At 67.7% G+C, this 22,396-nt stretch carries 22 protein-coding genes; 7 read left to right on the forward strand and 15 right to left on the reverse strand.

All coding sequences use genetic code 11. The features are described from left to right. Position 1: 1 nt before the first annotated feature. Genes clpB through dnaK form a run of 5 tightly spaced genes read right to left on the reverse strand, consistent with a single transcriptional unit; the run spans position 2 to position 5,953 of the window. Entirely contained in the window at positions 2-2,569 is a 2,568-nt protein-coding gene (gene clpB / locus Amac_RS13080) for an ATP-dependent chaperone ClpB (RefSeq protein WP_155354617.1), read from the reverse strand. Beyond that, positions 2,559-2,840: a chaperone modulator CbpM gene (locus Amac_RS13085; protein WP_155349007.1), complete on the reverse strand. Its 282-nt coding sequence runs from the start codon at positions 2,838-2,840 to the stop codon at positions 2,559-2,561. Before Amac_RS13085 ends, clpB begins: the two co-directional genes overlap by 11 nt. After that, the gene (locus Amac_RS13090; RefSeq protein WP_155354618.1) at positions 2,837-3,625 is read right to left on the reverse strand and encodes a DnaJ C-terminal domain-containing protein; all 789 of its coding nucleotides are present in this window, start codon (positions 3,623-3,625) and stop codon (positions 2,837-2,839) included. The genes Amac_RS13085 and Amac_RS13090 overlap by 4 nt, the downstream gene beginning before the upstream one ends. Continuing rightward, positions 3,625-4,053: a nucleotide exchange factor GrpE gene (locus Amac_RS13095; RefSeq protein ID WP_218041051.1), complete on the reverse strand. Its 429-nt coding sequence runs from the start codon at positions 4,051-4,053 to the stop codon at positions 3,625-3,627. The genes Amac_RS13090 and Amac_RS13095 overlap by 1 nt, the downstream gene beginning before the upstream one ends. Positions 4,054-4,087: 34 nt before the next feature. Further along, positions 4,088-5,953, reverse strand: coding sequence for a molecular chaperone DnaK (gene dnaK, locus Amac_RS13100; protein WP_155354715.1), 1,866 nt, complete (start codon positions 5,951-5,953; stop codon positions 4,088-4,090). A 148-nt stretch (positions 5,954-6,101) separates the two neighbouring features. Between dnaK and Amac_RS13105 the strand changes: the two genes are divergently transcribed. Then, the gene (locus tag Amac_RS13105; protein WP_155354620.1) at positions 6,102-7,859 is read left to right on the forward strand and encodes a LuxR C-terminal-related transcriptional regulator; all 1,758 of its coding nucleotides are present in this window, start codon (positions 6,102-6,104) and stop codon (positions 7,857-7,859) included. On the opposite strand, the gene Amac_RS13110 is transcribed toward Amac_RS13105, so the two are convergent. Continuing rightward, on the reverse strand, positions 7,856-8,011 hold the full coding sequence (locus Amac_RS13110) for a LuxR C-terminal-related transcriptional regulator (protein ID WP_155354621.1): 156 nt from the start codon (positions 8,009-8,011) through the stop codon (positions 7,856-7,858). The genes Amac_RS13105 and Amac_RS13110 overlap by 4 nt on opposite strands. Positions 8,012-8,025: 14 nt before the next feature. Here Amac_RS13110 and Amac_RS13115 point away from each other — a divergent pair, with 14 nt between their 5' ends. Further along, the gene (locus tag Amac_RS13115; protein ID WP_155354622.1) at positions 8,026-8,166 is read left to right on the forward strand and encodes a hypothetical protein; all 141 of its coding nucleotides are present in this window, start codon (positions 8,026-8,028) and stop codon (positions 8,164-8,166) included. A 40-nt stretch (positions 8,167-8,206) separates the two neighbouring features. Here the strand turns inward: Amac_RS13115 and Amac_RS13120 are convergent, their stop codons facing one another. Continuing rightward, a complete protein-coding gene (locus Amac_RS13120) occupies positions 8,207-8,521 on the reverse strand; it encodes a hypothetical protein (RefSeq protein WP_155354623.1) in 315 nt (104 codons plus the stop codon). A gap of 258 nt (positions 8,522-8,779) precedes the next feature. Continuing rightward, positions 8,780-9,757 (reverse strand): hypothetical protein, encoded by a 978-nt coding sequence (locus Amac_RS13125; RefSeq protein ID WP_155354624.1) that lies wholly within the window; start codon positions 9,755-9,757, stop codon positions 8,780-8,782. A 209-nt stretch (positions 9,758-9,966) separates the two neighbouring features. Between Amac_RS13125 and Amac_RS13130 the strand changes: the two genes are divergently transcribed. The 4 genes from Amac_RS13130 (at position 9,967) to Amac_RS13145 (ending at position 14,739) form a co-directional block, all read left to right on the forward strand. Then, on the forward strand, positions 9,967-10,176 hold the full coding sequence (locus Amac_RS13130; protein ID WP_155354625.1) for a hypothetical protein: 210 nt from the start codon (positions 9,967-9,969) through the stop codon (positions 10,174-10,176). A gap of 390 nt (positions 10,177-10,566) precedes the next feature. Then, positions 10,567-12,246 carry a CocE/NonD family hydrolase gene (locus Amac_RS13135; protein ID WP_170322465.1) on the forward strand — a complete coding sequence of 560 codons (1,680 nt, stop codon included), beginning with the start codon at positions 10,567-10,569 and terminating at the stop codon, positions 12,244-12,246. Then, complete coding sequence (locus Amac_RS13140) at positions 12,243-13,217, forward strand: cupin domain-containing protein (protein WP_155354627.1); 975 nt, start codon at positions 12,243-12,245, stop codon at positions 13,215-13,217. The genes Amac_RS13135 and Amac_RS13140 overlap by 4 nt, the downstream gene beginning before the upstream one ends. Beyond that, positions 13,192-14,739, forward strand: a complete 1,548-nt coding sequence (locus Amac_RS13145; protein ID WP_155354628.1) for a carboxyl transferase domain-containing protein — start codon at positions 13,192-13,194, stop codon at positions 14,737-14,739. The genes Amac_RS13140 and Amac_RS13145 overlap by 26 nt, the downstream gene beginning before the upstream one ends. 81 nt (positions 14,740-14,820) lie before the next feature. On the opposite strand, the gene Amac_RS13150 is transcribed toward Amac_RS13145, so the two are convergent. Further along, on the reverse strand, positions 14,821-15,759 hold the full coding sequence (locus Amac_RS13150) for a VOC family protein (protein WP_155354629.1): 939 nt from the start codon (positions 15,757-15,759) through the stop codon (positions 14,821-14,823). Continuing rightward, on the reverse strand, positions 15,756-16,925 hold the full coding sequence (locus Amac_RS13155; RefSeq protein WP_155354630.1) for an alpha/beta hydrolase family protein: 1,170 nt from the start codon (positions 16,923-16,925) through the stop codon (positions 15,756-15,758). Before Amac_RS13155 ends, Amac_RS13150 begins: the two co-directional genes overlap by 4 nt. Before the next feature lie 41 nt (positions 16,926-16,966). On the opposite strand from Amac_RS13155, the gene Amac_RS13160 reads away from it, so the two are divergent. Then, a complete protein-coding gene (locus tag Amac_RS13160) occupies positions 16,967-17,941 on the forward strand; it encodes a LysR family transcriptional regulator (protein ID WP_155354631.1) in 975 nt (324 codons plus the stop codon). A 16-nt stretch (positions 17,942-17,957) separates the two neighbouring features. On the opposite strand, the gene Amac_RS13165 is transcribed toward Amac_RS13160, so the two are convergent. From Amac_RS13165 to Amac_RS13185, 5 genes are all read right to left on the reverse strand, one after another. Beyond that, entirely contained in the window at positions 17,958-18,788 is an 831-nt protein-coding gene (locus Amac_RS13165) for an SDR family oxidoreductase (RefSeq protein ID WP_155354632.1), read from the reverse strand. Between the two features lie 83 nt (positions 18,789-18,871). Then, positions 18,872-20,092, reverse strand: coding sequence for an NAD(P)/FAD-dependent oxidoreductase (locus tag Amac_RS13170; RefSeq protein ID WP_155354633.1), 1,221 nt, complete (start codon positions 20,090-20,092; stop codon positions 18,872-18,874). Further along, positions 20,089-20,307 carry a ferredoxin gene (locus Amac_RS13175; protein WP_155354634.1) on the reverse strand — a complete coding sequence of 73 codons (219 nt, stop codon included), beginning with the start codon at positions 20,305-20,307 and terminating at the stop codon, positions 20,089-20,091. Before Amac_RS13175 ends, Amac_RS13170 begins: the two co-directional genes overlap by 4 nt. Then, positions 20,304-20,834 (reverse strand): aromatic-ring-hydroxylating dioxygenase subunit beta, encoded by a 531-nt coding sequence (locus tag Amac_RS13180; RefSeq protein ID WP_155354635.1) that lies wholly within the window; start codon positions 20,832-20,834, stop codon positions 20,304-20,306. The genes Amac_RS13175 and Amac_RS13180 overlap by 4 nt, the downstream gene beginning before the upstream one ends. Further along, positions 20,831-22,210, reverse strand: coding sequence for an aromatic ring-hydroxylating oxygenase subunit alpha (locus Amac_RS13185; RefSeq protein WP_155354636.1), 1,380 nt, complete (start codon positions 22,208-22,210; stop codon positions 20,831-20,833). The genes Amac_RS13180 and Amac_RS13185 overlap by 4 nt, the downstream gene beginning before the upstream one ends. Between the last annotated feature and the right edge of the window lie 186 nt (positions 22,211-22,396).

Genomic DNA, 22,396 nt, shown 5'->3' on the forward strand with positions numbered 1-22,396 from the left:
GTCAACCTCCGAACTCGACGACGAGCTCGCCTTCGCTCGCGTCGACGCGGATGATCGTCCCGGGCGGCACGTCCCCGGCGAGGAGCGCCCGGCCGATCCTGGTCTCGACCTCGCGGGCGATGAACCGGCGCAGCGGGCGTGCCCCGTACACGGGGTCGAACCCCTGCCGGGCGATGTCGCGGCGGGCCGCTTCGGTGACCTCCAGGGTCAGGTCGCGGTCGGCGAGGCGCACCCGGACGTCGTCGAACATCAGGTCCACGATCTGCTCGATCTCGGCTTCCGTCAGCGGCTTGAACAGCACGATGTCGTCGACCCGGTTGAGGAACTCGGGCCGGAAGTGGGAGCGCAGTTCGGCCATCACTCGGTCGCGCCCTTCCGGCTTGAGCTCGCCGCCGGGCGTGACCCCGTCCAGCAGATACTGCGACCCGATGTTGGACGTCATGATGATCACCGTGTTGCGGAAGTCGACCGTACGCCCCTGCGCGTCGGTCAGCCGCCCGTCGTCCAGGACCTGCAGGAGCGTGTTGAACACATCCGCGTGCGCCTTCTCGACTTCGTCGAAAAGCACCACACTGTACGGCCTGCGCCGCACCGCCTCGGTGAGCTGACCGCCCTCCTCATACCCGATATATCCGGGCGGCGCCCCAACCAGCCGACTGACCGTATGCCGCTCCTGATATTCGCTCATATCGATCCTGACCATGTTCTCCTCGGTGTCGAAGAGCGCCGCGGCCAGCGCCTTGGCCAGTTCGGTCTTGCCCACCCCGGTCGGCCCGAGGAAGATGAACGACCCGATCGGCCGCCGCGGGTCCTTGATTCCGGACCTGGCTCTGATCACCGCGTCGGCGACCAGCCGTACCGCCTCGTCCTGGCCGATCACCCGCTCGTGCAGGATCTCGTCCAGGCGCAGCAGCTTCTCCCGCTCGCCCTCCCGCAACCGGCTGACCGGGATTCCGGTCCACCGGGACACGATCGACGAGATCTCGTCCTCGGTCACCACCTCGCGCAGCAGGCGATGCCCGGCCTGCTTGGCGGCCAGCCGCTCCTCCTCCGCCGCCAGCCGCCGCTGGAGCTCCGGCAGCCTGCCGTGGCGGAGTTCGGCCGCGCCGGTGAGGTCGTAGTCTCGTTCGGCCTGCTCGGCCTGGCGGCGTACGTTCTCCATCTCCTGGCGCAGCTCCTGCACCTTGCGCAGCGTCTGCCGCTCGGCCTCCCACTGGGCGCGCATGGCGTCGGCCTCGGCCTTCAGATCAGCCAGCTCCCTGCGCAATTCGGCCAGCGACGCGTCGTCCTTCTCCTTGGCCAGCGCCGCCTCCTCGATCTCCAGCCGCATCACCCGGCGGGTGAGCTCGTCCAGCTCGGCGGGCATGGAGTCGATCTCCGTACGGATCATCGCGCACGCCTCGTCGACCAGGTCGATGGCCTTGTCCGGCAGGAACCGGTCGGAGATGTAGCGGTGGCTGAGCACTACGGCGGACACCAGCGCGCTGTCCTGGATCTTCACGCCGTGGAAGACCTCCAGGCGTTCGCGCAGGCCGCGCAGGATCGACACGGCGTCCTCGACCGACGGCTCGTCCACCATGACGGGCTGGAAGCGGCGTTCCAGCGCGGCGTCCTTCTCCACGTGCTTGCGGTATTCCACGATCGTGGTCGCGCCGATCATGTGCAGCTCGCCCCTGGCCAGCATCGGCTTGAGCATGTTGCCCGCGTCCATGGCGCCTTCGGCCGCGCCCGCGCCGACCACCGTGTGCATCTCGTCGACGAACAGCAGAATCCGCCCTTCGGCCGCCTTGACCTCGTTAAGGACGGCCTTGAGGCGTTCCTCGAACTCGCCGCGATACTTGGCGCCCGCGACCAGGGAACCCATGTCGAGATTGAAGACGGTCTTGTCCCGGAGGCTCTCCGGCACGTCGCCACGGTTGATCCGCTGGGCCAGTCCCTCCACGATGGCCGTCTTGCCGACCCCGGGGTCGCCGATCAGGACGGGGTTGTTCTTGGTCTTGCGGGACAGGATCTGGATGACGCGCCGGATCTCGGCGTCCCGGCCGATGACCGGGTCGAGGCGGCCGGCTTCGGCGTCGGCGACCAGGTCGCGGCCGTACTTCTGGAGGGCCTCGTAGGCCACTTCCGGCATCGCCGAGGTGACCCGCTGGTTGCCCCGGATCGAGGTGAGGGCCTTGAGGAAGTCGTCCCGGGTGAGCCCCAGCTGGGGCAGCTCGTCCAGCAGGGCGATCAGCAGGTGCTCCACCGAGACGTACTCGTCCTTGAGCCGTTTGGCCTCCTGTTCCGCGGTGTCGAACAGGCGGGACAGGCGCTGGGTGACGAACACCTGGCCGGGCGCGGCGCCGGGCCCGCTGACCCGGGGCCTGCGGGCCAGCTCGGCCTCCAGGCCGGTCCTCAGGCGGGGTACGTCCGCGCCCGCCTGGGCGAGCAGCCGGGAACCCAGCTCCTGGTCCAGCAGGGCCAGCAGCAGATGCTCGGCGTCGATCTCGGTGTGCCCGGAGCGCAGGGCTTTGGTCTGGGCGTCGTGCAGGGCCTCCTGGGATTTCTGGGTGAGCCGGTCAGCGTCCACGAGTAGCCTCCTCCAGTTCGGCGATCCGATCGAGCAGGTCCATGACCAGGGCGACGCCCGCGTAGTTGAGCGCGAAGCCCGCGCGCAGGCGCTGGATGCGGCCCACCCTCGCGACCTGGTCGGCGGGCAGCCAGACGGTGCCCGTCACATCGATCCAGGCGTCGAGCAGGTCCAGGGCGACCAGCCGCCGTACGACATCCGGATGCAGGCACACCACGCGGGCGAACGTGTCGAGGTCCAGCCGCCGGGGCCGGGCCAGAGCCAGCGTCATCGTCGCCTCCTGGGGTCGAAGTCGGAGGTGGCCGCGAGGCGTTCGAACAGCCGGCGCTCCTCGGCGGACAGGGTGGGCGGGACCATGATCCGCGCCTCGGCGTACAGGTCGCCGCCGGACAAGCCGCGGCCGCGCAGGCGTAGCTTCCGGCCGGATGACGTGCCCGGAGGCACTTGCACTTTCGCCTCGCCGCCGGGGGTGTCGAGGGCCACGCTCGCGCCGAGCGCCGCCTCCCAGGGCGTGAGCGGGAGCCGTACATAAAGGTCGCGGCCCTTCACCTGGTAGCGCGGATGCGGGGTGATCCGGACCACCAGGAACAGGTCGCCGGGCCGCGCACCGCCGCCGGCCCGGCCGCCCTGGCCGGCCAGCCTGATCCGCCGTCCGTCGGACACGCCCGGCGGAATGGTCACGTCCACCGACTTCCCGTCGATCTTCAAGGTACGGCGACCGCCGCGATACGCCTCCTCAACCGTCAAGGGAAGCTCGACCTCCTGGTCGGCACCCGGCATCGGACCCCATCGGCGGCCGAAAACACCGCCGAACAGGTCGCCGAGATCGACGTCCGACGCCCATTCGGGTTGCCGGGCCGCCGGTGTGTCGTACTCGCGGCGCCGCTCGGGATCCGACAGCACCTGGTAGGCCTCGGAGATGCGCTTGAACCGGTCCTCGGCCGCGGGATCCTTGTTGATGTCCGGGTGGTAGGTGCGGGCCAGCTTGCGGTAGGCGCGCTGGATCTCCTCCGGGGACGCGTCCCTGGACACCCCCAGGATCTCGTAGAAATCCATCACTGGCCCTTCGTGGCCACCACCACCGCGGCCGGCCTGAGCCGTCGGTCTCGCTCGCCGTAACCTGGCCGGACAACCTCGGCGACCGTGCCTGGCCTGGTCGTGGTGGCGGGCACGGTCCCGACCGCGTCGTGACGCTCCGGGTCGAAGGGAGCGCCCTCGTCGTCCTGGCGCGGGTAGCCGAGGCGGTTCATCACCGCGAGAGCCTGCTCGTGTACGGCCCGGAGCCCGTCGAGCACGGCCTCGGGATCAGAGTTGGCGTGTTTCAGGGCCAGTTCCAGGTTGTCGAGTACGGGCAGCCATTCGGCGGTAGCCATGGCGCGCTCCCGCTCAAGCTCTTTGAGCATACGTTTGCGCAGGTTGTCCATATCGGCCGCCGCCCGAAGCAGCCGTTCCTCCAGCTCGGCGACCTTCGGGTCAGGCTCCACCTCGGCCGGATGATCGTCCCCAGGGCCTGGGGGCTTATTCGGGGGCGGTGAATTCGGCGTCGATGACGTCATCGCCATCCTCCCCCTGTCCCGGCGTCCGCTGCTGCCCGGCCATGCTGCCGAGGCTGTGATAGACCTGCTGCAACTCGCCCGTCAGCGAGCGAAGCCGATCCAGCGGCGCCTCCTCCTTGACGGCCTGCCGGGCATCGCTGACGAGCATGTCCGCCCGCGCCTTCTCATGGGTCGGGACCGCTCCGCCCAGCTCGTTGAGCCTGCGCTCGACCTGGTAGGCGGCCGAGTCGAGCTCGTTGCGCGCGTCGATCTGCTCGCGCAGCCGGGCGTCCTCGCCGCGATGCTGCTCGGCGTCCTTCACCATGCGCTCGACCTCAGCCGGCTCCAGGTTGGAGCTCTCGCTGATCGTGATGCGCTGCTCGCCCCCGGTGTCCTTGTCCTTCGCGGACACGCTCAGGATCCCGTTGGCGTCGATGTCGAAGGTGACCTCGACCTGCGGCACGCCCCGGGGCGCCGGGCGGATGCTCTCCAGCCGGAACCGGCCGAGCACCCGGTTGTCGGCGGCCCGCTCGCGCTCCCCCTGGAGCACGACCACGTCCACCGCGCTCTGATTGTCCTCAGCCGTGCTGAAGACCTCGGTTCGCCGGGCCGGGATGGTGGTGTTGCGCTCGATCACCTTCGTCATCACGCCGCCGAGCGTCTCCAGGCCCAGCGACAGCGGGGTGACGTCGAGCAGCAGCACGTCGCTGACCTCGCCCTTGATGATCGACGCCTGGAGGGCGGCCCCGACCGCCACGACCTCGTCGGGATTGACGGTCATGTTGGGGTCCATGCCTCCGGTGAGCCGCTTCACCAGGCTCTGCACGGCTGGGATCCGGGTCGAGCCGCCGACCAGGATGACCTCGTCGATGTCGTCGGCGGTGAGTTTGGCGTCGGCGATGGCCTGCCGTACCGGGTCGATGCAGCGTTCGACCAGGTCGGAGGTGAGGTCGTCGAACGTGGAGCGCATCAGGGTGGTGTGCAGGTGTTTGGGCCCGTTGGCGTCGGCGGTCACGAACGGAAGGCTGACTGACGTCTGGGTGACCGAGGAGAGCTCGACCTTGGCCTTCTCGGCGGCCTCGAACAGGCGTTGCAGGGCCTGCGGGTCGTTGCGGAGGTCGATGCCCTCCTGGCGCTGGAACTCCACCGCCAGGTGGTCGACGATCCTGCGGTCGAAGTCGTCGCCGCCGAGGTGGCCGTCGCCTGAGGTGGCCCGTACCTCGACGACGCCTTCGCCGATGGCCAGGATGCTCACGTCGAAGGTGCCGCCGCCCAGGTCGAAGACGAGCACGGTCTCGTTGGCCTTCTTGTCGACGCCGTAGGCGAGCGCGGCCGCCGTGGGCTCGTTGATGATCCTCAGCACCTCCAGACCGGCGATCTTGCCGGCGTCCTTGGTGGCCTGGCGCTGGGCGTCGTTGAAGTAGGCGGGCACCGTGATGACCGCCTCGGTGACCCGCTCGCCGAGGAACTTGCCCGCGTCGTCGGCGAGCTTGCGCAGCACCTGCGCGGAGATCTCCTCCGGCGCGTACAGCTTGCCGCGCACCTCGAACCGCACGGCCCCGTTCGGCCCTTCCACGACGTCGAAGGAGACCGCGTGCATCTCGGTGGTGACTTCGTCGTACTTGCGGCCGATGAAACGTTTGGAGGAATAGATGGTGCCCTTCGGGTTGAGGATGGCCTGGCGGCGGGCCAGCTGGCCGACCAGACGTTCTCCTTGTTCGGTGAACGCCACCACCGACGGCGTGGTTCGCGCCCCCTCGGCGTTGGGGATCACCGTCGGCTGCCCGCCCTCCGTCGCGGCGATCACCGAATTCGTGGTGCCCAGATCAATGCCTACCGCCTTGGCCATCACTGCCCCCTCATCCATGGATCACCTTCCAGCGTGTCCGGCGGCACAGCGGTCCCACATCCTTAACCTGGGTAGCCACCCACCCGTCCACCTGGGGGATACACCGCGCTGACCTGGGTATTTGCCGGATTGGAGGGGAGATCGGACCATGCGGGGACGCCAACGCGAATGGTCCGCCGTCGTCAAGCTGTTGGAGACCGGCGGAGCCACGCTGCTCCTGGAGGGCCAGGCGGGCATGGGCAAGACCCGGCTCCTCGCCGAAGCGGGAACCGCCGCCCGGGCACGCGGGTGGTCCGTGGCCGCGAGCGCCGTCGAAGAGCTCGGCCAGCTGATCCCGATGGCCCCGCTGTTCACGGCGATCGCCGAATCCCCCGACCTCACCGAGGGACCGGCCCGGCTGCTCGAACAACTCCGGTCCGCCATGGCGGCCAGAACACCCCTGCTCGTCACCCTCGACGACCTGCAATGGGCCGACACGACGACCCTGATGGCCTTGCGCACCCTCCACGGGCAGCTCTCCGAACTGCCCGTCACCTGGATCCTGGCCCGTACGGTGACCGAAGGCCACCGCGACATCGACTCCCTGTTCGACATCCTCGAACGACACGGCGCCCGCCGGATGACCCTCCCCCCGCTCCCGCCCACCGCCACCGCCGAACTGGCCGCCGACGTGCTGGCCGCGGACCCCGACCCCGACCTGCTCGCCCTGGCGGCCACCACCAACGGCAACCCCGCCCTCCTCGTCGAGCTCCTGCGCGGCCTCCGCGACGAGAACCGCCTGGACATCACCGCCGGCTCCGCCCACCTCCTGTCCGCAGGCGTCCCCGAGCGCCTCCAAGCCTCGGTACGGCAACTCCTCCACCTCCTGACCCCCGAGGCCAGACACCTGGTGGAGACGGCGGCCGTGCTCGGCAGGTCCTTCCAGCTCGACGAGGTGGCCGAACTCCTGGGCTCAGCCCCGGCTCACCTGCTTCCCCCACTGGAGGAGGCGATCACCGCGGGCGTGCTCGTCTCGAACACCGAAACCCTGGCCTTCCAGCACGAAGTGCTCTGGCGGGCCGTCGTCTCCGGCCTGCCTCCGGCTGTACGGCAGTCCCTGCGCCCATCGCACGACGACTCCGACGTCCTGGCCGCGCTCCGCCGGGGCGACCTGGCAGACGCGGCGGCTGCCTGCGCGACCCTGCCCCATGACGCCACCGAGGCCCGGATCCGCTCCGAGTTCCTGACGGCCCAGGTCGTCGAGGCTCGCGACGGCGCCGGACCCGCGATGGCGCTGGTGCGGCACATCTACGCGGAACCGGCCGCCAGTCGGCTGCTCGCCACCGAGCCGATCGCCGCCGCCTGGCTGGTCCGGCTGGCCCTCGCCGCCGGGCAGCGCTCACTCGCCGAACGCATCGCCGAACTCGGCTCCACGGAATCACCCGCCACAGCACACGCCCGCGGGCTGCTCTCCTCCGATCCCACGGCATTGGCCCAGGCCGCGCGGAACGCCACCGACCCCTGGTGCCGCGCGTCGGCGGCCGAGGACCTGGGCGTGCTCCTGTCCAGAACAGGCGAAAGATCGGACGCGCTCCGCAGCCTCGACGAGGCCCTCTCCGGTTACGGCGACTGCGGCGCGACTCGCGACGAGGCCCGAGTTCGTCGCCGGATGCGCCGCATGGGCGTACGCCACCGGCACTGGACCAACGGGGAACATCCGCCTTCCGGCTGGGACAGCCTCACGGCCACCGAACTCCGGGTGTCCCTCCTGGTCGCGCAAGGCTGGACGAATCGCCAGGTGGCCGAGCAGATGTTCATCAGCGTGCACACGGTCGCCTTCCACCTCCGCCAGGTCTTCCGCAAACTGGAGATCGGCTCCCGGGTCGCCCTCGCCCGGCTCGCGGCCGAACGCGAATCCGACGCCTAGAGCCACCCCCGCTGTACGGCACGAGCCCCCGCCTGGAACCGGCTCCGCGCCCCCAACCGGGTCATAAGGGACGACATCGACCGCCGAACCGTACGCAACGAGAGCCCCAGCCGCCGCGCGGCCCCCTCATCGGTCTGCCCCTCCAGCAACATCCGCAGCAACTCGTGTGGGCATCGCCACCTTCTACGAGGCGAGGGCCCCACTCGGAAACGCCTTCCACGACACCATCTGGCTCCTGGTGGCCCTGTCGCTGGCCGGCCTCGCCCTCACGCCCTTCCTTGGGCGCACGGTCGCGTCAACATCCTGACCCTAGTGGGCAGGCCCGGGTCCCAGGCCTGCCCCCTGGATCAGCCCCGCGTCTCAACCCAAACGCTGATGGTCGTGTGCGCGCTGATGTTGGCGAAGGACGTACTACCGGCGGGCACCCAGGGCCCCTCGATCGGGATTAACCCAACCTCCGGCAGGAAGTGCCGCTGAAGAACCCTGATCCGGTGCTCGCCGGTCCCGGTGGCGCAGAAGCTGGAAGCCCACCTCTGCTGCGTGTTGAGCTGGTAGCTGCAGTCCGTGGGCGCGGCGAGCGCACTCGACGCAGTACTCACGACCAGGGCGGCCGCCAGCACCGCGGTGGCAGAGGCGGCGACGATCTTTCTTCTCGTACCCATGCGTCACTCCTGAAGGATGGGGGGTGCAACACGCGAGTTCGTCGGCAGATCCCGCCAGCTCAACGAACAGGCAGGCTTTCCTTAGGAAAGTTTCTTAATAGAAACTACGACACCCTGCGGACTCCGTCAATCTTCGGCACATGCGCGGCCAGACCAAGGCGTAACCGGCAATCAGTGCGGCGACACGGCCATCACGGCCGCGCGCGAGGGAGACATCGGGTCTGACCGAAGGCTGACCCAGGTGACGATCTCGAGTGACTAAGCTCCGGGGTTCTTTGTTGCGAGGATGCCAAGGTTGGGCCACCAGAGGCGGGGGAAGGAGCGTTTCTCCCCAGTGAACTCCTGGCCCGGGTTGAGGTCAGTGGTCTTCTCGGGGCCGTCGCCTCGGAGGGAGCGGACACGTTTGTGCAGGCCGCCACGCGGGAGCACCTGGAAGGGCGTTAACAGGGCGTGGAGTTTTTCGTCGGCCAGCAGCACCACCTCCTGATCCAGAGTGACGGCCACGACGTCCACTCCCTCGTTGAGGCGGTAGTAGTAGAGGGCGCCCTCGGCGACGTCGAGAACGGTCCGGACGAGGATGCCGCTTTCGATTTTCTTGAGACCACGGTCGAGCTGGCTGTTGAGCACGATTATCTGCCGCCCGGCACGCTCATAGAGGTCTCGTCGCTGTTCCCGATCCGTGGTACGGAAATAGCTGTCCAGCGAAGAATGGTCCAGCACATCCACGTGAAAGCCGCACACCCCATTCACGTAATAGGCTATATAGTGCACGTCGCGGATGTCTATCGCGTTTCTGCAGGCTTCGACCAGAGCCAATTCGGCGTTTCTTACGCCTTTGTAGTCACGCTGGAGGACCTCATCTCCGCTCGCGGAGGTCAAGATCTGGTCCCTGGACGGTAGTCGCGGTGGCGGGATGGCCGCGAGATAGACTCCACGAGAATCGAGCACCACGATGATGACCGCCATGGCCGCGACCACCGGGCCGGTGATGGCCAGCACCGCCGCGATAGCCCGCACCCGCTCAAGATCGGGTGCAACGGTCGCGGCCATCCCAGCTACGCCGATGACTCCGATGGTCAGCCCAGCCGCGATCTGAACGAATGCTATTGAAGTGATCAGCCTCCGCGAGAACAACGGGAGCCCGAACAGTAGCACCGAAATCAGCGAGAAGGCCACGAACAGGATGACCGCCCGTCCCCAGCTCAGACTCTCACCCGTTATGTAGGTGACCACCAACTCGGAACCTAAGCTGAGGGTAATCGCTCCTATCAACGAGCGAATCGCCCAGATTAACTGATCTCTCTGCATGTGCTATCGGCTCCGGTGCTCTCGATAGAATTGCAGTGGCTGCATTTTCGTATTATGCTATCCCGCTCCCCCTGTCGTCAGGATCTCCCGGACCCGATATGGGATCGATATCCCGTCAACCAGGCACAACTCAACGTATGTTGCGATCTCACCCAACTGCCTTCGCCAAGGAAACCGAGCTGGATGGCGAGGCGTTCTTCCAGCTCTTCGAGGTTGAGAACGTCGTTCAGGTCGAGGACGTGCGGGCTTACACCGGACGGGTCGCGACGCCAGCACTCGCCTGCGACGGCAGTTCTCGTCCGGCTGGGCCGCCAGGTGCTGGCCTCGTTGCCTCGACCATGCAGTAGCCGCTCGTGTACGCCGACGCCGCGGTCCTTCCGCCGCGGCGTCGCAACCGGCGCAGGCGTGGCCCGATGCACCGCTGCGCGTCGACCGCAAGGCCCAGTCATTGTTTCCATCAATTATTCGCATCGAAACGGATTGTTTGCCCCGGGAGGTTATTGCGCTTTAGTTTTGCGTGACCAATGGTCCGATGTCGAACGCCGCGAGTCAGTCCCTCGAACGGCGGCGTTGCGCGACCGCGGCACCGCTTCGTCCAGAGGAGAAGTAATGCACGCACCATTCCGACCGCCGATTGGTGCTGACACATGACGGGCGTCGTGCGACCCAGCGACGAAAGTCGCCAACCAAGTCGACACAGCGGCGAGAGCACTATGCGGCAGTACGTCGGTCAGAACATGACAATCGACAAGGATGTCCCCATCCCGGTGCGCGACGGCAGTTTCGTGATGGCGAACGTCTTCCGCCCGCTGGGCGACGGGCCGTGGCCGGTCATCATGAACTACGGGCCGTACGGGAAGGACGTGCACTTCAGCGAGTTCATGCCGGCGGTATGGGCGACGCTGCAGGACAACCACCCAGAGATCACGTCGCGGTCCAGCCTCACGCACCTGACCTTCGAGACGCCCGACCCCGAGATCTGGACGACGTTCGGCTATGCGCTGGTCCGAGTCGACTCCCGGGGGGCCGGTAAGTCGCCAGGCCTGCTGCACCCGAACTCGCCGGACGAGTTTCAAGACGCCTATGAGGCTGTGGAGTGGGCGGCAGCGGCTCCGTGGTCCAACGGCAAGGTAGGGCTGCTCGGCATCTCCTACTACGCCTCGGGGCAGTGGATGATCGCCCAGCTCCGGCCCCCGGGCCTCGCGGCGCTGCAACCGTGGCAGGGCACGTACGACTTCTATCGCGACCGCACCCGCCAGGGCGGGATCTTCAGCAGCGGCTTCGTCGACATGTGGTGGAACCGGTGCGTCGTCGAGAACCAGCACGGGTACGCATCATCGAGGTTCACCGACTACTTCACGGGCGAGCGCAACACGGGCCCGGCACTGGCCGCGGAGGAGTTGGCCGCCAACCGTCCTGACTACATCCAGGACATCCTCGACCATCCGCTGGAGGACGACTGGTACAAGGCCCGCAGCGCCGACCTCGAGCAGATCGAGGTCCCCGCCCTGGTCGTCGCGAACTGGGGAGGCCTGCAGGTCCACCTGCGCGGCACGCTCCTGGGGTTCGAGGGCATCAGCTCAACGGAGAAGTGGCTCAGGGTCCAGCGGGGCTCGTACTTCATGACCTTCTACCATCCAGACAACGTCGACATCCAGCGACGCTTCTTCGATCGCTACCTCAAGGACCAGACCGAGGCCTGGACCGGCGAGCCGGTCGTGAAGGTCGACGTCCGCAGCATGGACGACGGCGTGGCCCGGTCGCTCACCGCGACCGCCTGGCCGCTCCCCGACTGCGTGGAGCAGCGCTTCCACCTGGACGCCGGGGCAGGCACCCTCTCGACAGAGCCTCCCTCGACCCGACGCCAGGTCAGCTTCGAAGCCCGGAAAGGGGCGGCCGTCTTCTCGACCGGCCCGCTGCAACAGGACCTGACCTTCGCGGGCCCGATCCTGCTGCGACTCCGGCTCGCGAGTACGACCAGCGAAGCCGATGTCTTCGCCAGCCTGCAGGCCTTCAACGCCGACGGATCGGAGGCCAGCTTCGAGGACTCGACGTTGGCGCCGTCGCCGGTTTCCCAGGGCTGGCTACGGGCCAGTCATCGTTCGGTCGATCCGTCACGGTCGGGCTTCCTGCGTCCCTTCCACGACCACCACAGGCATCAGCCCCTCGTCCCCGGAGATGCCTACGACCTCGAGGTTGAGCTGTGGCCAGGCAGCCTGTCATTGCCACGCGGAGCGGAGCTGCGGCTCACCATCTCTGGGCTGGATTTCCAGTCCTCGGGCGAGGGCCTGGCGAACATGGGGCACGATCATCCGTGCGATCGACCGGAGCCCGAGTTCGCCGGCACGCACACGATATCGACAGGTCCCGACGTCCCGGCGTACCTGGCCCTTCCCAGCTTGGAGCAACAGTCGTGAGCCAGCGATCCCGCAGAGTCCTGTTCGTTCCGGGAGCTGACGGCGCCCCGAGGCTGGTCGACTCACGCCTGGCACTGGGATTCGACATTGTTCCGACGGTCTCCTGCGAGGAGCTGTGGGAGTCGCCCAGCGTGGGCGATCTCACGTCCGCGGTCGATCGTGCTCCCACGACGGTGGCCTTTCCTCAGCCGGGTCAGGTGATCGCGCGACTGCTGGAGTTCCGGCCCGCATCCGCCGACGAGGTCGCGTCGGAGCAGGCCGCCGTCGAGGACCTCATGGCCGACTCCGGAGCGACGCGCGGTGATCTGCACCGCACGCAGACCTCCGACTTCTTCTCGGTCGTCGCCGGTGAGGTGACCCTGAAGGCGGACGGCGAGGAGGTACGGCTGTCCGAAGGCGATTTCGCGATCTGCCTGGGTGCGATGCACGGATGGAGCTGCCACACGTCCAGCAGCGCACGCGTCTTCGCCGTCCTCACCGGCGCTCGAGATTACGGCGATACCGATTCTGTCGACATCGAGTTCGCGGGGTCCCCTCCGGCCGGTCGATCACGGACTGCCCGTCGGGTCGTGCTCGGTCACGACTCGACGGGCACCGCACGAATCCTCGACGACCGCGCCGTCGCCCTGTCCAGCCGGCTGTGGGACACCGACGGGCCGGTTCCGACCAACCGCGTGACGCGTGACCGGTGGGCGCCGAGCACCACCGAATCGGGCGCGCTCAGCCGCGCTCAGGGCTTCGAAGTCGTAGCGGTGAACGGTGCCGGTTCGGCGCGCGTGAGCGGCCGGAACCATACATTGATCGGCATCGTCATCCGCGGGAAGGTCGCACTGACAGTTGATCGGTGCGCCGAAGAGGCCGCCCTGGCCTGCGGAGATATGTTCGTCTTGAACGGCTTCGACGCGACCTTCTCGTGCCCGTCCGACAAGCCAGCGCTGGTGAGCTTTGTCAGTCTTTCCGGTCAGCGCTAGCGCACGGCTCAGTTTCGCCGAACTCCGGGATCTCGTCCTCGACACCGGGTCATGGCAGTCGTGGGACTCGCCGGTGGAACGCGGCGATATCGAGGCGCAGTACGCCGAGACGCTAAGGCGAGCTCGGGAGAGCAGCCGACATGACGAGTCGGTCGTGACCGGAGAGGCACGGCTGCGCGGCCGCCGCGTCGCGGTGATCGCCGGTGAGGTCAGCTTCCTCGCTGGCTCGGTCGGCGTCGCGGCTGCGAAGCGAGTCATGGCAGCCGTCGAGCGCGCGACCGCCCAACGCCTGCCCCTGCTCGGCGCACCGGTGTCCGGTGGCACCCGCATGCAGGAAGGGACGCTCGCGTTCGTCCAGATGGTCGGCATCGCCGCTGCCATCGCCCAGCACAAGGCAGCTGGGCTCCCCTACCTGGTCTACCTGCGCAGCCCCACTTTCGGGGGAGTGCTCGCGTCATGGGGCTCGCTCGGCCACATCACGGTGGGCGAGCCGCACGCTGCCATCGGGTTTCTGGGGCCTCGTGTGTACATGGCGCTTCATGGGGAGCCGTTTCCCGCGGGAGTTCAGACCGCGGAACACATGGTCCGACACGGACTGCTCGACGGCGTTGTACCGCCCGAGCACATCGCGGAGTTGGCCGACCGGACGCTGCGGGTGTTGACCGCACCGCGGCCTCAGCACCCTCCGCACCGGTTCGTCCCGGCGGAGAACGGGCCGCCGGACGACGAGGTCGATGGTGAGGCGGTCGAGAGCAAGTCCGCCTGGAACGTCGTCGCGTCGTCTCGTCGCTCGGACCGACCCGGGATCCGACGCCTGTTGCGTATCTCCGCGACGGACGTCGTGCCGCTGTCGGGCAGCGGCATCGGCGAACGAGAGCCAGGTCTGGTGCTCGCGCTGGCTCGATTCAGCGGTACGTCCTGCGTCGTGCTGGGCCAGGACCGGGGTGCGCAGCATCGCATCGGACCTTTCGGGCCGGCCGTGCTCCGTGAGGCCCGCCGTGGCATCCGCCTCTCGCACGATCTGGGACTGCCCTTGGTGACCGCCATCGACACGCCAGGCGCCTCTCTGTCCGCTCGCGCCGAGGAGGGTGGGCTGGCTGCGGAGATCGCCCGCTGCTTGCACGACCTGGTCACGCTCAGATCACCGTCGCTTGCCGTGCTCCTGGGTCCGGGCGCGGGTGGCGGGGCGCTGGCCTTCCTGCCCGCGGATCGTGTGATAGCCGCTGCCAACGGGTGGGTTGCGCCGTTGCCGCCCGAAGGCGCCTCGGCGATCGTCCACCGCGACCTCGACCATGCGCCCACGATGGCCCAGGAGCAAGGGATCCGGGCCATCGACCTATGGCGTGCCGGCATCGTCGACCGGATCGTGCCCGAGCGGCCCGACGCGGCGGACGAGCCAGACGACTTCTGTCGAAGGCTCGGCCGGGCGATCGGCGAAGAGCTGACCGCTCTCCGCCGCCGCCCTGACGACGAACGACACGAAAGCAGATGGCGCCGGTACCGCGAACTGGGCGACGCCTAATGGCTCAGCACGGAACTTTGGCCCGGTAATTCGCCTGCCACTGGAGTTGACGGCAGCGGGTCCCTCGGTCACTGGCCGACGTCAGATGGGCGGAGCGATGAATACGCCCTTGTCGGGGTCGTTGAACTGCCGCGAAGCGACGATTTCGTTCATCGGGTTCGCTGTCCCCCACTGGTCGGCAACGTCTTCACTCGTTGCGTCGAAGACTGTCGGATGCCACGTGTCCTCATCGACCAGTTCCAGCTCCGTGGTGTACTCCACCGTGTTGCCAACGGGGTCGAGGAAGTAACTGAAGGTGTTGTCCCCCGCCTTGTGCCGGCCCGGGCCCCAGACCTTCTCGACACCATTGCGCAGCATGCGTCCGGTGCCGCGCATGTACTCGTCGATCCCTCGCATTTCAAAGGAAGCGTGGTGGAACGAGACATGAGGTCCTCGGGAGACGGCGAAACTGTGGTGCCACTCGTTGCAGCGCAGGAACCACATGAGCTCGCCCATGTGCGGCAACGCCAAGGAGTCTGTCAGCCGGAATCCGAGGTGCCTGACATACCAGGCGACGGTGGCCTCGGGCGTGGGAGAATTGACCACGAAGTGCGACAGGCGCACGGGGATGGACTCCCGCTCCTCGATTCTGCGATGGACCCGGACTCCGACGTCGGCCGACACCTCCACTACCCGACCATCGCAGTCGAAGAATCGAACCCCGTATCCGCCACCGGGTGTATCGAGTGCGCGAGGCTCATGGACGAGCGTGACGCCGTCCTTCACCAGACGGGACGTCAGCTCGTCGACGTCCGCCGGCGTTGCCGCACCGAACGCCACCAGGTCCAACCGTTTGAGGTCGTCGCGGCGCAGACGCATGATGTACTGCTCGGGCGAACCCTCCGCCGCGAGGAAGTGGACTCCCGAGTCCCTGGCGACATCCGTCAGTCCCCATAGGTTCCGGTAGAAGTCCACCTGCCGGTCCAGGTCGGGCATGGCGATGTCGACATGGCGCAGATGAGTGATGAGGTGCTTGGTCACGGCTGGTTCCCCTCCGCGGCCGAGGGGAAAAGGTATCCACTCAGCCACTGTGCGATGACGTCTTGAATGGTCTTCATGTCGGCTCCCATGTGACCGCCCGGATAGAGCCGGGCAGTCTTGGGGTCGCCGTACTCAAGCGCGAGCGTGATGTCCGCTGACGCGTTCTGCAGATCGTCCTTGCCGTTCACCAACAGAAGTGGGCAGGACGGTCCGTCCAGCAAGCCCTGATCAAGGAGGGAGAGCTCGGGGCAGCGAGCCACATAGTCCTCGAACGTCGAGCCTCCGAAGATCCGGGCCCGCGCCGCCATCAGGTCCATGAGGTACGACGACGCGTTACGAGACTGTTCCTGCCACGTGCGCTGGAACGTGAGATGAATGCCGCCACCCCAATTCACCGCGGCGACGAGGCGGTCGCGATGCGTGTACGCCAGCTTGGTGGCCCAGTAGCCGCCGAACGACCCGCCCATCACCGCCACGCGGCTGTCGTCCAGCTCGCTCCCCGCGATCCAGTTGAAGATCGGATCCCACAGTCGCTCCGCGTCCTTTCCGGCTGGCACGGGAGCTTCGCCGACGCCGGGCATGTCGATGAGAACAGTGGCGATGCCACGCTGCAGGTACCGTTTGCAGCTGACGAGCGTCTCCTCTTTCCAGGAGTCGATACCCGCCCAGGTGATGAGCACGGGAGGGTTCGCGACGCCCTCGGGATTGGCGACGTAGAAGGCGACCGACCGGCCTTCACCCGGCCGACCGTGGAAGGGGACTTCCACCCGCTTCACGGGCGGATCATCCAGGGCGACAGCCCGCAGGAAGTACGCACGCGCCTTGTCGTAGGCCGCAGCCTTCGCGGGATGATTCGGAACCGGGTAACGACCCAGGAAGGCGAACTGGTACGCCTGCCACCACGCGTCGCGTGCCGCCGAGCGGTCTCCTCGGGCCTCGGCGGCTTCCGCCGCGGTCACAAACGTTGATGCCCCTCGCAGCCAGGTACCGCTCCACGACGCAGGATCGATGTCCGTCAGTTCATCGATGGCTCGCGCCGCGGCCTCCTTGTCGATGAGGCCCATCGGGTGTCGTGCGGCATCGAGATGACGCCGGAGCCAGGTCCGCGCGCCCTTGAGCGTCTGACTCTCCGGTCCCGTCACCGTGGCGACATCGTTCATGCCCATCTACCTTCCTTGCACGATCGTGCGATCCGATCAATGGATACTTGGCTCATCAATCGATCCGGTCGATTAAGGTCGCGAGCATGAGTGAACACCCTGTCGATCTCCGACGGATCGATCTCAACTTGCTGGTTGCCTTCGAGGCGCTCGTTACGGAACGCAGCGTCACGCGAGCAGCGTCGCGACTGGGAGTCGGTCAGTCGGCGATGAGCTCGACGCTGAGCCGGTTGCGCAAGTTGCTTCGTGACGATGTGCTGGTGCGTGAGGGTCGCGGACTGGTCGCGACCCCGATGTCGGAGTCGTTGCTGGAGCCGGTGCGGGGCGTCCTGGTCGACATCGAGCAGATCCTGGCAGGACGGCACGACTTCAATCCCGCGACGGACGCGAGGACCTTCAGGCTGCTCGTGACGAACTACCACCTGACGTACTCGTTCCTGCGTCCACTGCTGGCCCGCTTGGAGGCGGAGGCACCCCGCGTGCGCCTGCACATCGAGCCGCCCGCTGACGATTTCGCCGGGCGCCTGCATCGTCACGAGGTCGACCTTCTGATCACTCCCCGAGAGGCCTACCCCGAGCATCACTCCATGCCGCACCGGGTTCTTTTCAGCGATCGGTATGTCGTCGCCGTTGACCGTGACCACCCGGAGATCCACGACGAGATCACGTACGAGCAGTTCTGTACCCTGCCCTACCTGGCGACGTGGTCGGGCCGGCACCGATCCTTCTTCGAACTGCAGTTGGACCTCATGGGAGTGCCCCGCAACCTCGAGCTCACGACCGAGTTCGGTATCGCCCCATTCCTTCTTCAAGGCACCAGGCTGATCACCGTCCTCCAGGAACGACTCGCTCGCAAACTGGTGGAGCAGCTCAATCTGAAGCTGCTCGAGCCGCCGATTGCGAACCTGCACGTGCTGACGGAAACGATGGTGTGGTCCGAGCGGACCGACCGTGATCCCGCGCATCGTTGGTTGCGCCAGCAGCTGGTGAACCTGGCCGCGGAGATCACCGGCGAGGCGTGAGGCCAGGCCCGGCACCTCAGACCCCGATTCCGCCGGTTGCTCCGGGACCGCTGAGGGCGGCCCGGTTCAGCGCGCCCTGCTCGAGCAGCACCGTCTGCCCCGTCACCACGGCGTTGTAGCGTGACGCCAGGTAGGCGTAGATCGGGGCATAGTCCAGCGGGGTCGGAAGCTCGCTCATCAGCGTGAGCTTGCGGAATGTGTTGAGCATGGCGTCCTTCGGGATGTCGGACTGCTTGAAACCCTCGAGTCCAAGGCTCCTGGGGCCTTGGAGTTGGCTGTCCGCGATAGCGCCCGGTGCCACACCGTTGACGCGGACCCGCGGCGAGAACTCGAACGCGAGTTGCCGCACGGCGCTGACCACCGCACCCTTCGTCGCGGTGTACATCAACCCGCCGCCGTCGGCGGCATAGGCGGCCACGGACGCGGTGAGCACGATGGAGCCGTTGCTCTCCTCGAGGAGCTCCAGGAAGACCTTGCACGCCAGGATGTAGCCGAGAACATTGACGTGGAACAACTCGTCGAAGAGGGACGGGACACGTTCGATCGCCACGTCGCGAAGCGGGACCTGTCCGTCGAAGATGCCTTGCGACCCGATGAGTGAGTCGAGCCTGCCCCAGCGCTCGACGATGGCCTGCCGGCACGCGAGGAGGTCTTCGGGGCTGGTGACGTCGCCGCGGAACAGCAGCACGTCGTCACCGAACTCGCCCTTCAGGGCAACGATCTTGGCCTCCGAGATCTCGAAAATGGCCACCCGCGCGCCCTCGCTCACACAATGGCGGGCGATCCCGAGTCCAAGACCAGACCCGCCACCGAGAATGAGGACAACGTCCCCGTCGAACATCTGCATTGACTTCCTGCTCTCTTTCTGGCCTTGTGACGACCTGCGGATGCACGGGTGCCGAGCCGCATAACCGCTCGGGCGGCGCGATCTCAGGAGGTTGGTGATGAAAGCTGCTGCCGAGCCAGCGCGTGAGCGTCGGCGAGCGGAGCCCGGGCGAGCAGCAACCGGCGATAGCCGCGTAGCGCGCGGTCCCGCCGGCAGGCGGTGACGCCGTGCCAGGTGCCGTCCCGGCCGTGGTGCAGGACGACGAACTCGCCGCTTGCCACGTCGCCTTCCACGGTCTCGTCCAGGTCGCCGGGTTCGCGGGTGCCGATCGAGCGAATCGTGTGGCCGTACTGCTCGGTCCAGAAGGTGCGCGGTCCGTGGTACGCGTTGGCCTCCCCGCGCGCGACGTTGAGACCCACGTTGCGGCCCTGCTCGACCGCGTTGGTCCAGTGGCCGAAGCCGAGCGTCTGCCCGGGGGACTCGCCGTCCGTCCGGGCGAGGTCGCCGGCGGCCCAGACGTCCGGGACGCCAGTCCGCCCGGCGGCGTCGCACAGCACGCCGCCCCGCCGCCGGACCCCCGATCCGATAAGCCACTCGTCGCACGGGACGACACCGATGCCGGCCAGGGCGACGTCGCCGTGGTGTACGGATCCGTCCTCCAGGTGGACCAGGAAGTCGCCGGGGCCGCCACCGACCGAGATCACCTTCCGGCCGAGGTGACCGTCGACGCCGTGGGTCCGATGCTGATCCCACAGCCAGCGGGCCACCTGGTCGCCGAGGCAGCCGGCCAGCGGCAGGGTGTCGGCACCCAGCACGGTCACCTGCACGTGCCTGGCCCGCAGGGCGGCGGCGATCTCGAGGCTGATGAAGCCCGTCCCGATCAGCGTCACCGTGCGCGCGGCGTCGACGAGGTCACGCAGCAGCTCGAGGTCCTCGACGGTCCCCAGCCCCGGCAGCGGGAGACCGTCCACAGTGGTCATGGTCCGGGGACGGCTGCCGGTGGCCAGAATCAGCGCGTCGTAGGGCAGGACCCCACCATCTCCGGTGACGACGAGGCGACGGTCGATGTCCAACCCGCGCGCCGCGTGGCCAACCTGGAGGTCGATCCCCCGCTCGGCCAACTGCTCGGGGGTCCGCAGCGGCAACGGCTGGGCTGCGGGCTGGACGAGCAGACCCTTGGACAGCATCGTCCGGTCGTACGGCGGCCGCCGCTCCTCGCCGAGCACGGTGATCGTTCCCGTCCAGCCGCCGTCCCGCAGACCGTCCGCGGCCGCCAGGCCGGCCGCGGACGCTCCGGCGATCACCGCAGCCCGCGGCGGCGTCATCGGTCGCCCGCCGACTGGAGGGAAAGGGCCTGGGCGGGGCACACCCGGACCGCCTGCTCGACGTCCGCGACATCGTCGGCGTCGACGACGTCGCGCAGGACCACCGCGATCGGGCTGCCCGCCGGGACGTCGAAGACGTCGGGATGCACGGCGACGCACAGCCCGTACGCCTGACACCTGGTCGCGTCGACGACAATCCGGGTCCTCCCGTTCACAGCAGCACCCCGAGGTTGGGCGTCAGGAGGCTGGTCTCGGTCAAGATCACCTCGCGGGAGACCAGCCGGAGCCCCTCGCCGGTCCAGCGAAGGCGGTCGTTGCGCCGGCACGGGATGAGGTCGAAGTGCGGGTCGATGCCGCGCTGGCGGTAGACCAGCAGCGCGCTCGACACGTCGACCAGGTCCGGGCCCGGGCCCGGGCTCACCTCGACGCTGCCCACCAGGCGCATCGTCCGGGACGGGGGAACCTCGGAGTAGGCGTGACCGGTCGCGAGCCGGTTCAGCCTCGTCCGGACGTTCATCTTGTTGTCGCGGAGGCGGAACGCGGACCGGTTGATTTCCGCCGTTCGCGGCTCGGCAGCCTGCCGGATCGGGATCGTGTAAAGCAGGTCGTCGGCCAGCAGCTCGAACCACTCCTCTTCGCGCCCCTCGTCGAGCAGACGGGCCTCGCGAGCCAGGAACGTCGCGACGGCGGTGTACACGTCGGCGTCGACGGCGGTGGTGCCGGTGGGGGTCGGGGCGCTCATCGGTCGCCCTCTGCGGAGTGGTCGCGGGCCTGCATGACCCGGAGCCAGTGCCGGTAGAAATGCAGTTGGTTGTGCTCGCCGAACCCGGTGAGGCGCCGGATGCCGGGTCCCTTCCACGTGAGGTCGGGAGACTGGTCGACCTCGGACTTGTTGCCCTGCTGGAAGTGGAACATCATCCGCTCCCGCCGGGCCCACGGGCTGGCCGCGGCGCGCGGCGCACCCTCCCAGGCGACCGTGTCGTCCTGCTCGGCCACGCCGGCCGAGCCGAACTGCATCTGGCCGATGACGGCATCCTGCAGCGCCGACTGCTCATCCTGGAAGGTCCACACGAACTGCCAGCTCCACACCTCAAGCTCGCCAGGGCCGACGGGCTGCCATTGCCGGAATGACGTGATAACCGACGACAGCCCGCTGCCGTCCATGGCGATGCCCCGGTAGAAGCTGAGGTTCGGAAAGATCGTGCCCACGATCGGGCCGTCATGGGTAACGACGTGGACCTGCATCTCGTCCAGTCCGGACAGGTCGAAGTGGTCCTTGATCTCGGGCGGGTAGCCCCAGAACTCGAACCCCGGGTGCACGGCCGTCGTCCACGCGATGCCCATGAACGCGTGACCGTTGCCGAACTCGTACGGCCGGCCGAACTCGCCACCCGCGTCGAGGCCACCGGCGATCCCGATCTCCTGCATGCTGCCGTGCAGGTTCGGCACATGGTAGATGTCGCCGGCGAAGTTCTCGGCGGCGGTCTTCCAGTTCGCCTTGACCTGGTAGCGGTCTGGCGGCCCGGCCACCCGCATCCCGTCCGGGTGCAGGCCGACGAGGGCGTCCAGCATCCAGCCCGCGCCGCCCAGGTAATCCCCCAGCGGCTCGACGTCGGCCGACAGTGACGCGAAGACAAACCCGTGCCGCGAGTCGACCCGCGGCGCCCGCAGCAGGCCCCACTCTTTGCCGTCGAGCGGTTCCCCGTAGGCACGCCGCAGGAACGGCGTGCCGACCAGTTCACCGGTGTTGGCGTAGGTCCAGCCGTGGTAGTTGCACTTGAAGAACCGCGAGTTGCCCTGATCCGTCTGGCACACCTGGGTCCCTCGGTGCCGGCAGTAGTTGGACAGCACGTTGATGCCGCCCTCCCCGTCCCGGGTGACGATGACCGGGTCCAGCCCGATCCGCCGCTGGACGAAGTCGCCCGGATTCGGGATTTCGCTTTCGTGCGCCACGAACACCCAACTGCGGCCGAAAATGCGCTCGACTTCGGCCTGGAAGACCGCGGAGTCGTTGAAGATCTCGACCGGAAGCAGGTCGTCGGCCAGCCCGGTCTCCGTTCGGGCCAAGATGTCGTCGAGATCGGACCGTGGCCATGCGGGCGCGGTTGTTTCGTTCATGCTGCCTCCTATATGTGACGCGCGTGTGACGCGGGCAACATCTGTGTCGACAAGGTTAAGAACACCGTCACATTCAGGGAAACGATAATTTTTAATAGCACCTATTGATTTGAATAATGCATACCTGGCGCGCAGGCCGACGTTCTACGACGGCACTGAAGTGATGCTCGGCTGCGTTTCATGGCG

Origin of the sequence: Acrocarpospora macrocephala (assembly GCF_009687865.1) — a bacterium.
Taxonomy (GTDB): Bacteria; Actinomycetota; Actinomycetes; order Streptosporangiales; family Streptosporangiaceae; genus Acrocarpospora; species Acrocarpospora macrocephala.

Excerpts from the sequence above, each read along its gene's own strand:
- Amac_RS13085 (WP_155349007.1), bottom strand. The coding sequence starts at position 2,840 with ATGACGCTGGCTCTGGCCCGGCCCCGGCGGCTGGACCTCGACACGTTC.
- Amac_RS13090 (WP_155354618.1), bottom strand. The coding sequence starts at position 3,625 with ATGGATTTCTACGAGATCCTGGGGGTGTCCAGGGACGCGTCCCCGGAG.
- dnaK (WP_155354715.1), bottom strand. The coding sequence starts at position 5,953 with ATGGCCAAGGCGGTAGGCATTGATCTGGGCACCACGAATTCGGTGATC.
- Amac_RS13105 (WP_155354620.1), top strand. The coding sequence starts at position 6,102 with ATGCGGGGACGCCAACGCGAATGGTCCGCCGTCGTCAAGCTGTTGGAG.
- Amac_RS13110 (WP_155354621.1), bottom strand. The coding sequence starts at position 8,011 with ATGTTGCTGGAGGGGCAGACCGATGAGGGGGCCGCGCGGCGGCTGGGG.
- Amac_RS13120 (WP_155354623.1), bottom strand. The coding sequence starts at position 8,521 with ATGGGTACGAGAAGAAAGATCGTCGCCGCCTCTGCCACCGCGGTGCTG.
- Amac_RS13130 (WP_155354625.1), top strand. The coding sequence starts at position 9,967 with ATGTTGCGATCTCACCCAACTGCCTTCGCCAAGGAAACCGAGCTGGAT.
- Amac_RS13135 (WP_170322465.1), top strand. The coding sequence starts at position 10,567 with ATGACAATCGACAAGGATGTCCCCATCCCGGTGCGCGACGGCAGTTTC.
- Amac_RS13155 (WP_155354630.1), bottom strand. The coding sequence starts at position 16,925 with ATGGGCATGAACGATGTCGCCACGGTGACGGGACCGGAGAGTCAGACG.
- Amac_RS13165 (WP_155354632.1), bottom strand. The coding sequence starts at position 18,788 with ATGCAGATGTTCGACGGGGACGTTGTCCTCATTCTCGGTGGCGGGTCT.
- Amac_RS13170 (WP_155354633.1), bottom strand. The coding sequence starts at position 20,092 with ATGACGCCGCCGCGGGCTGCGGTGATCGCCGGAGCGTCCGCGGCCGGC.
- Amac_RS13180 (WP_155354635.1), bottom strand. The coding sequence starts at position 20,834 with ATGAGCGCCCCGACCCCCACCGGCACCACCGCCGTCGACGCCGACGTG.
- Amac_RS13185 (WP_155354636.1), bottom strand. The coding sequence starts at position 22,210 with ATGAACGAAACAACCGCGCCCGCATGGCCACGGTCCGATCTCGACGAC.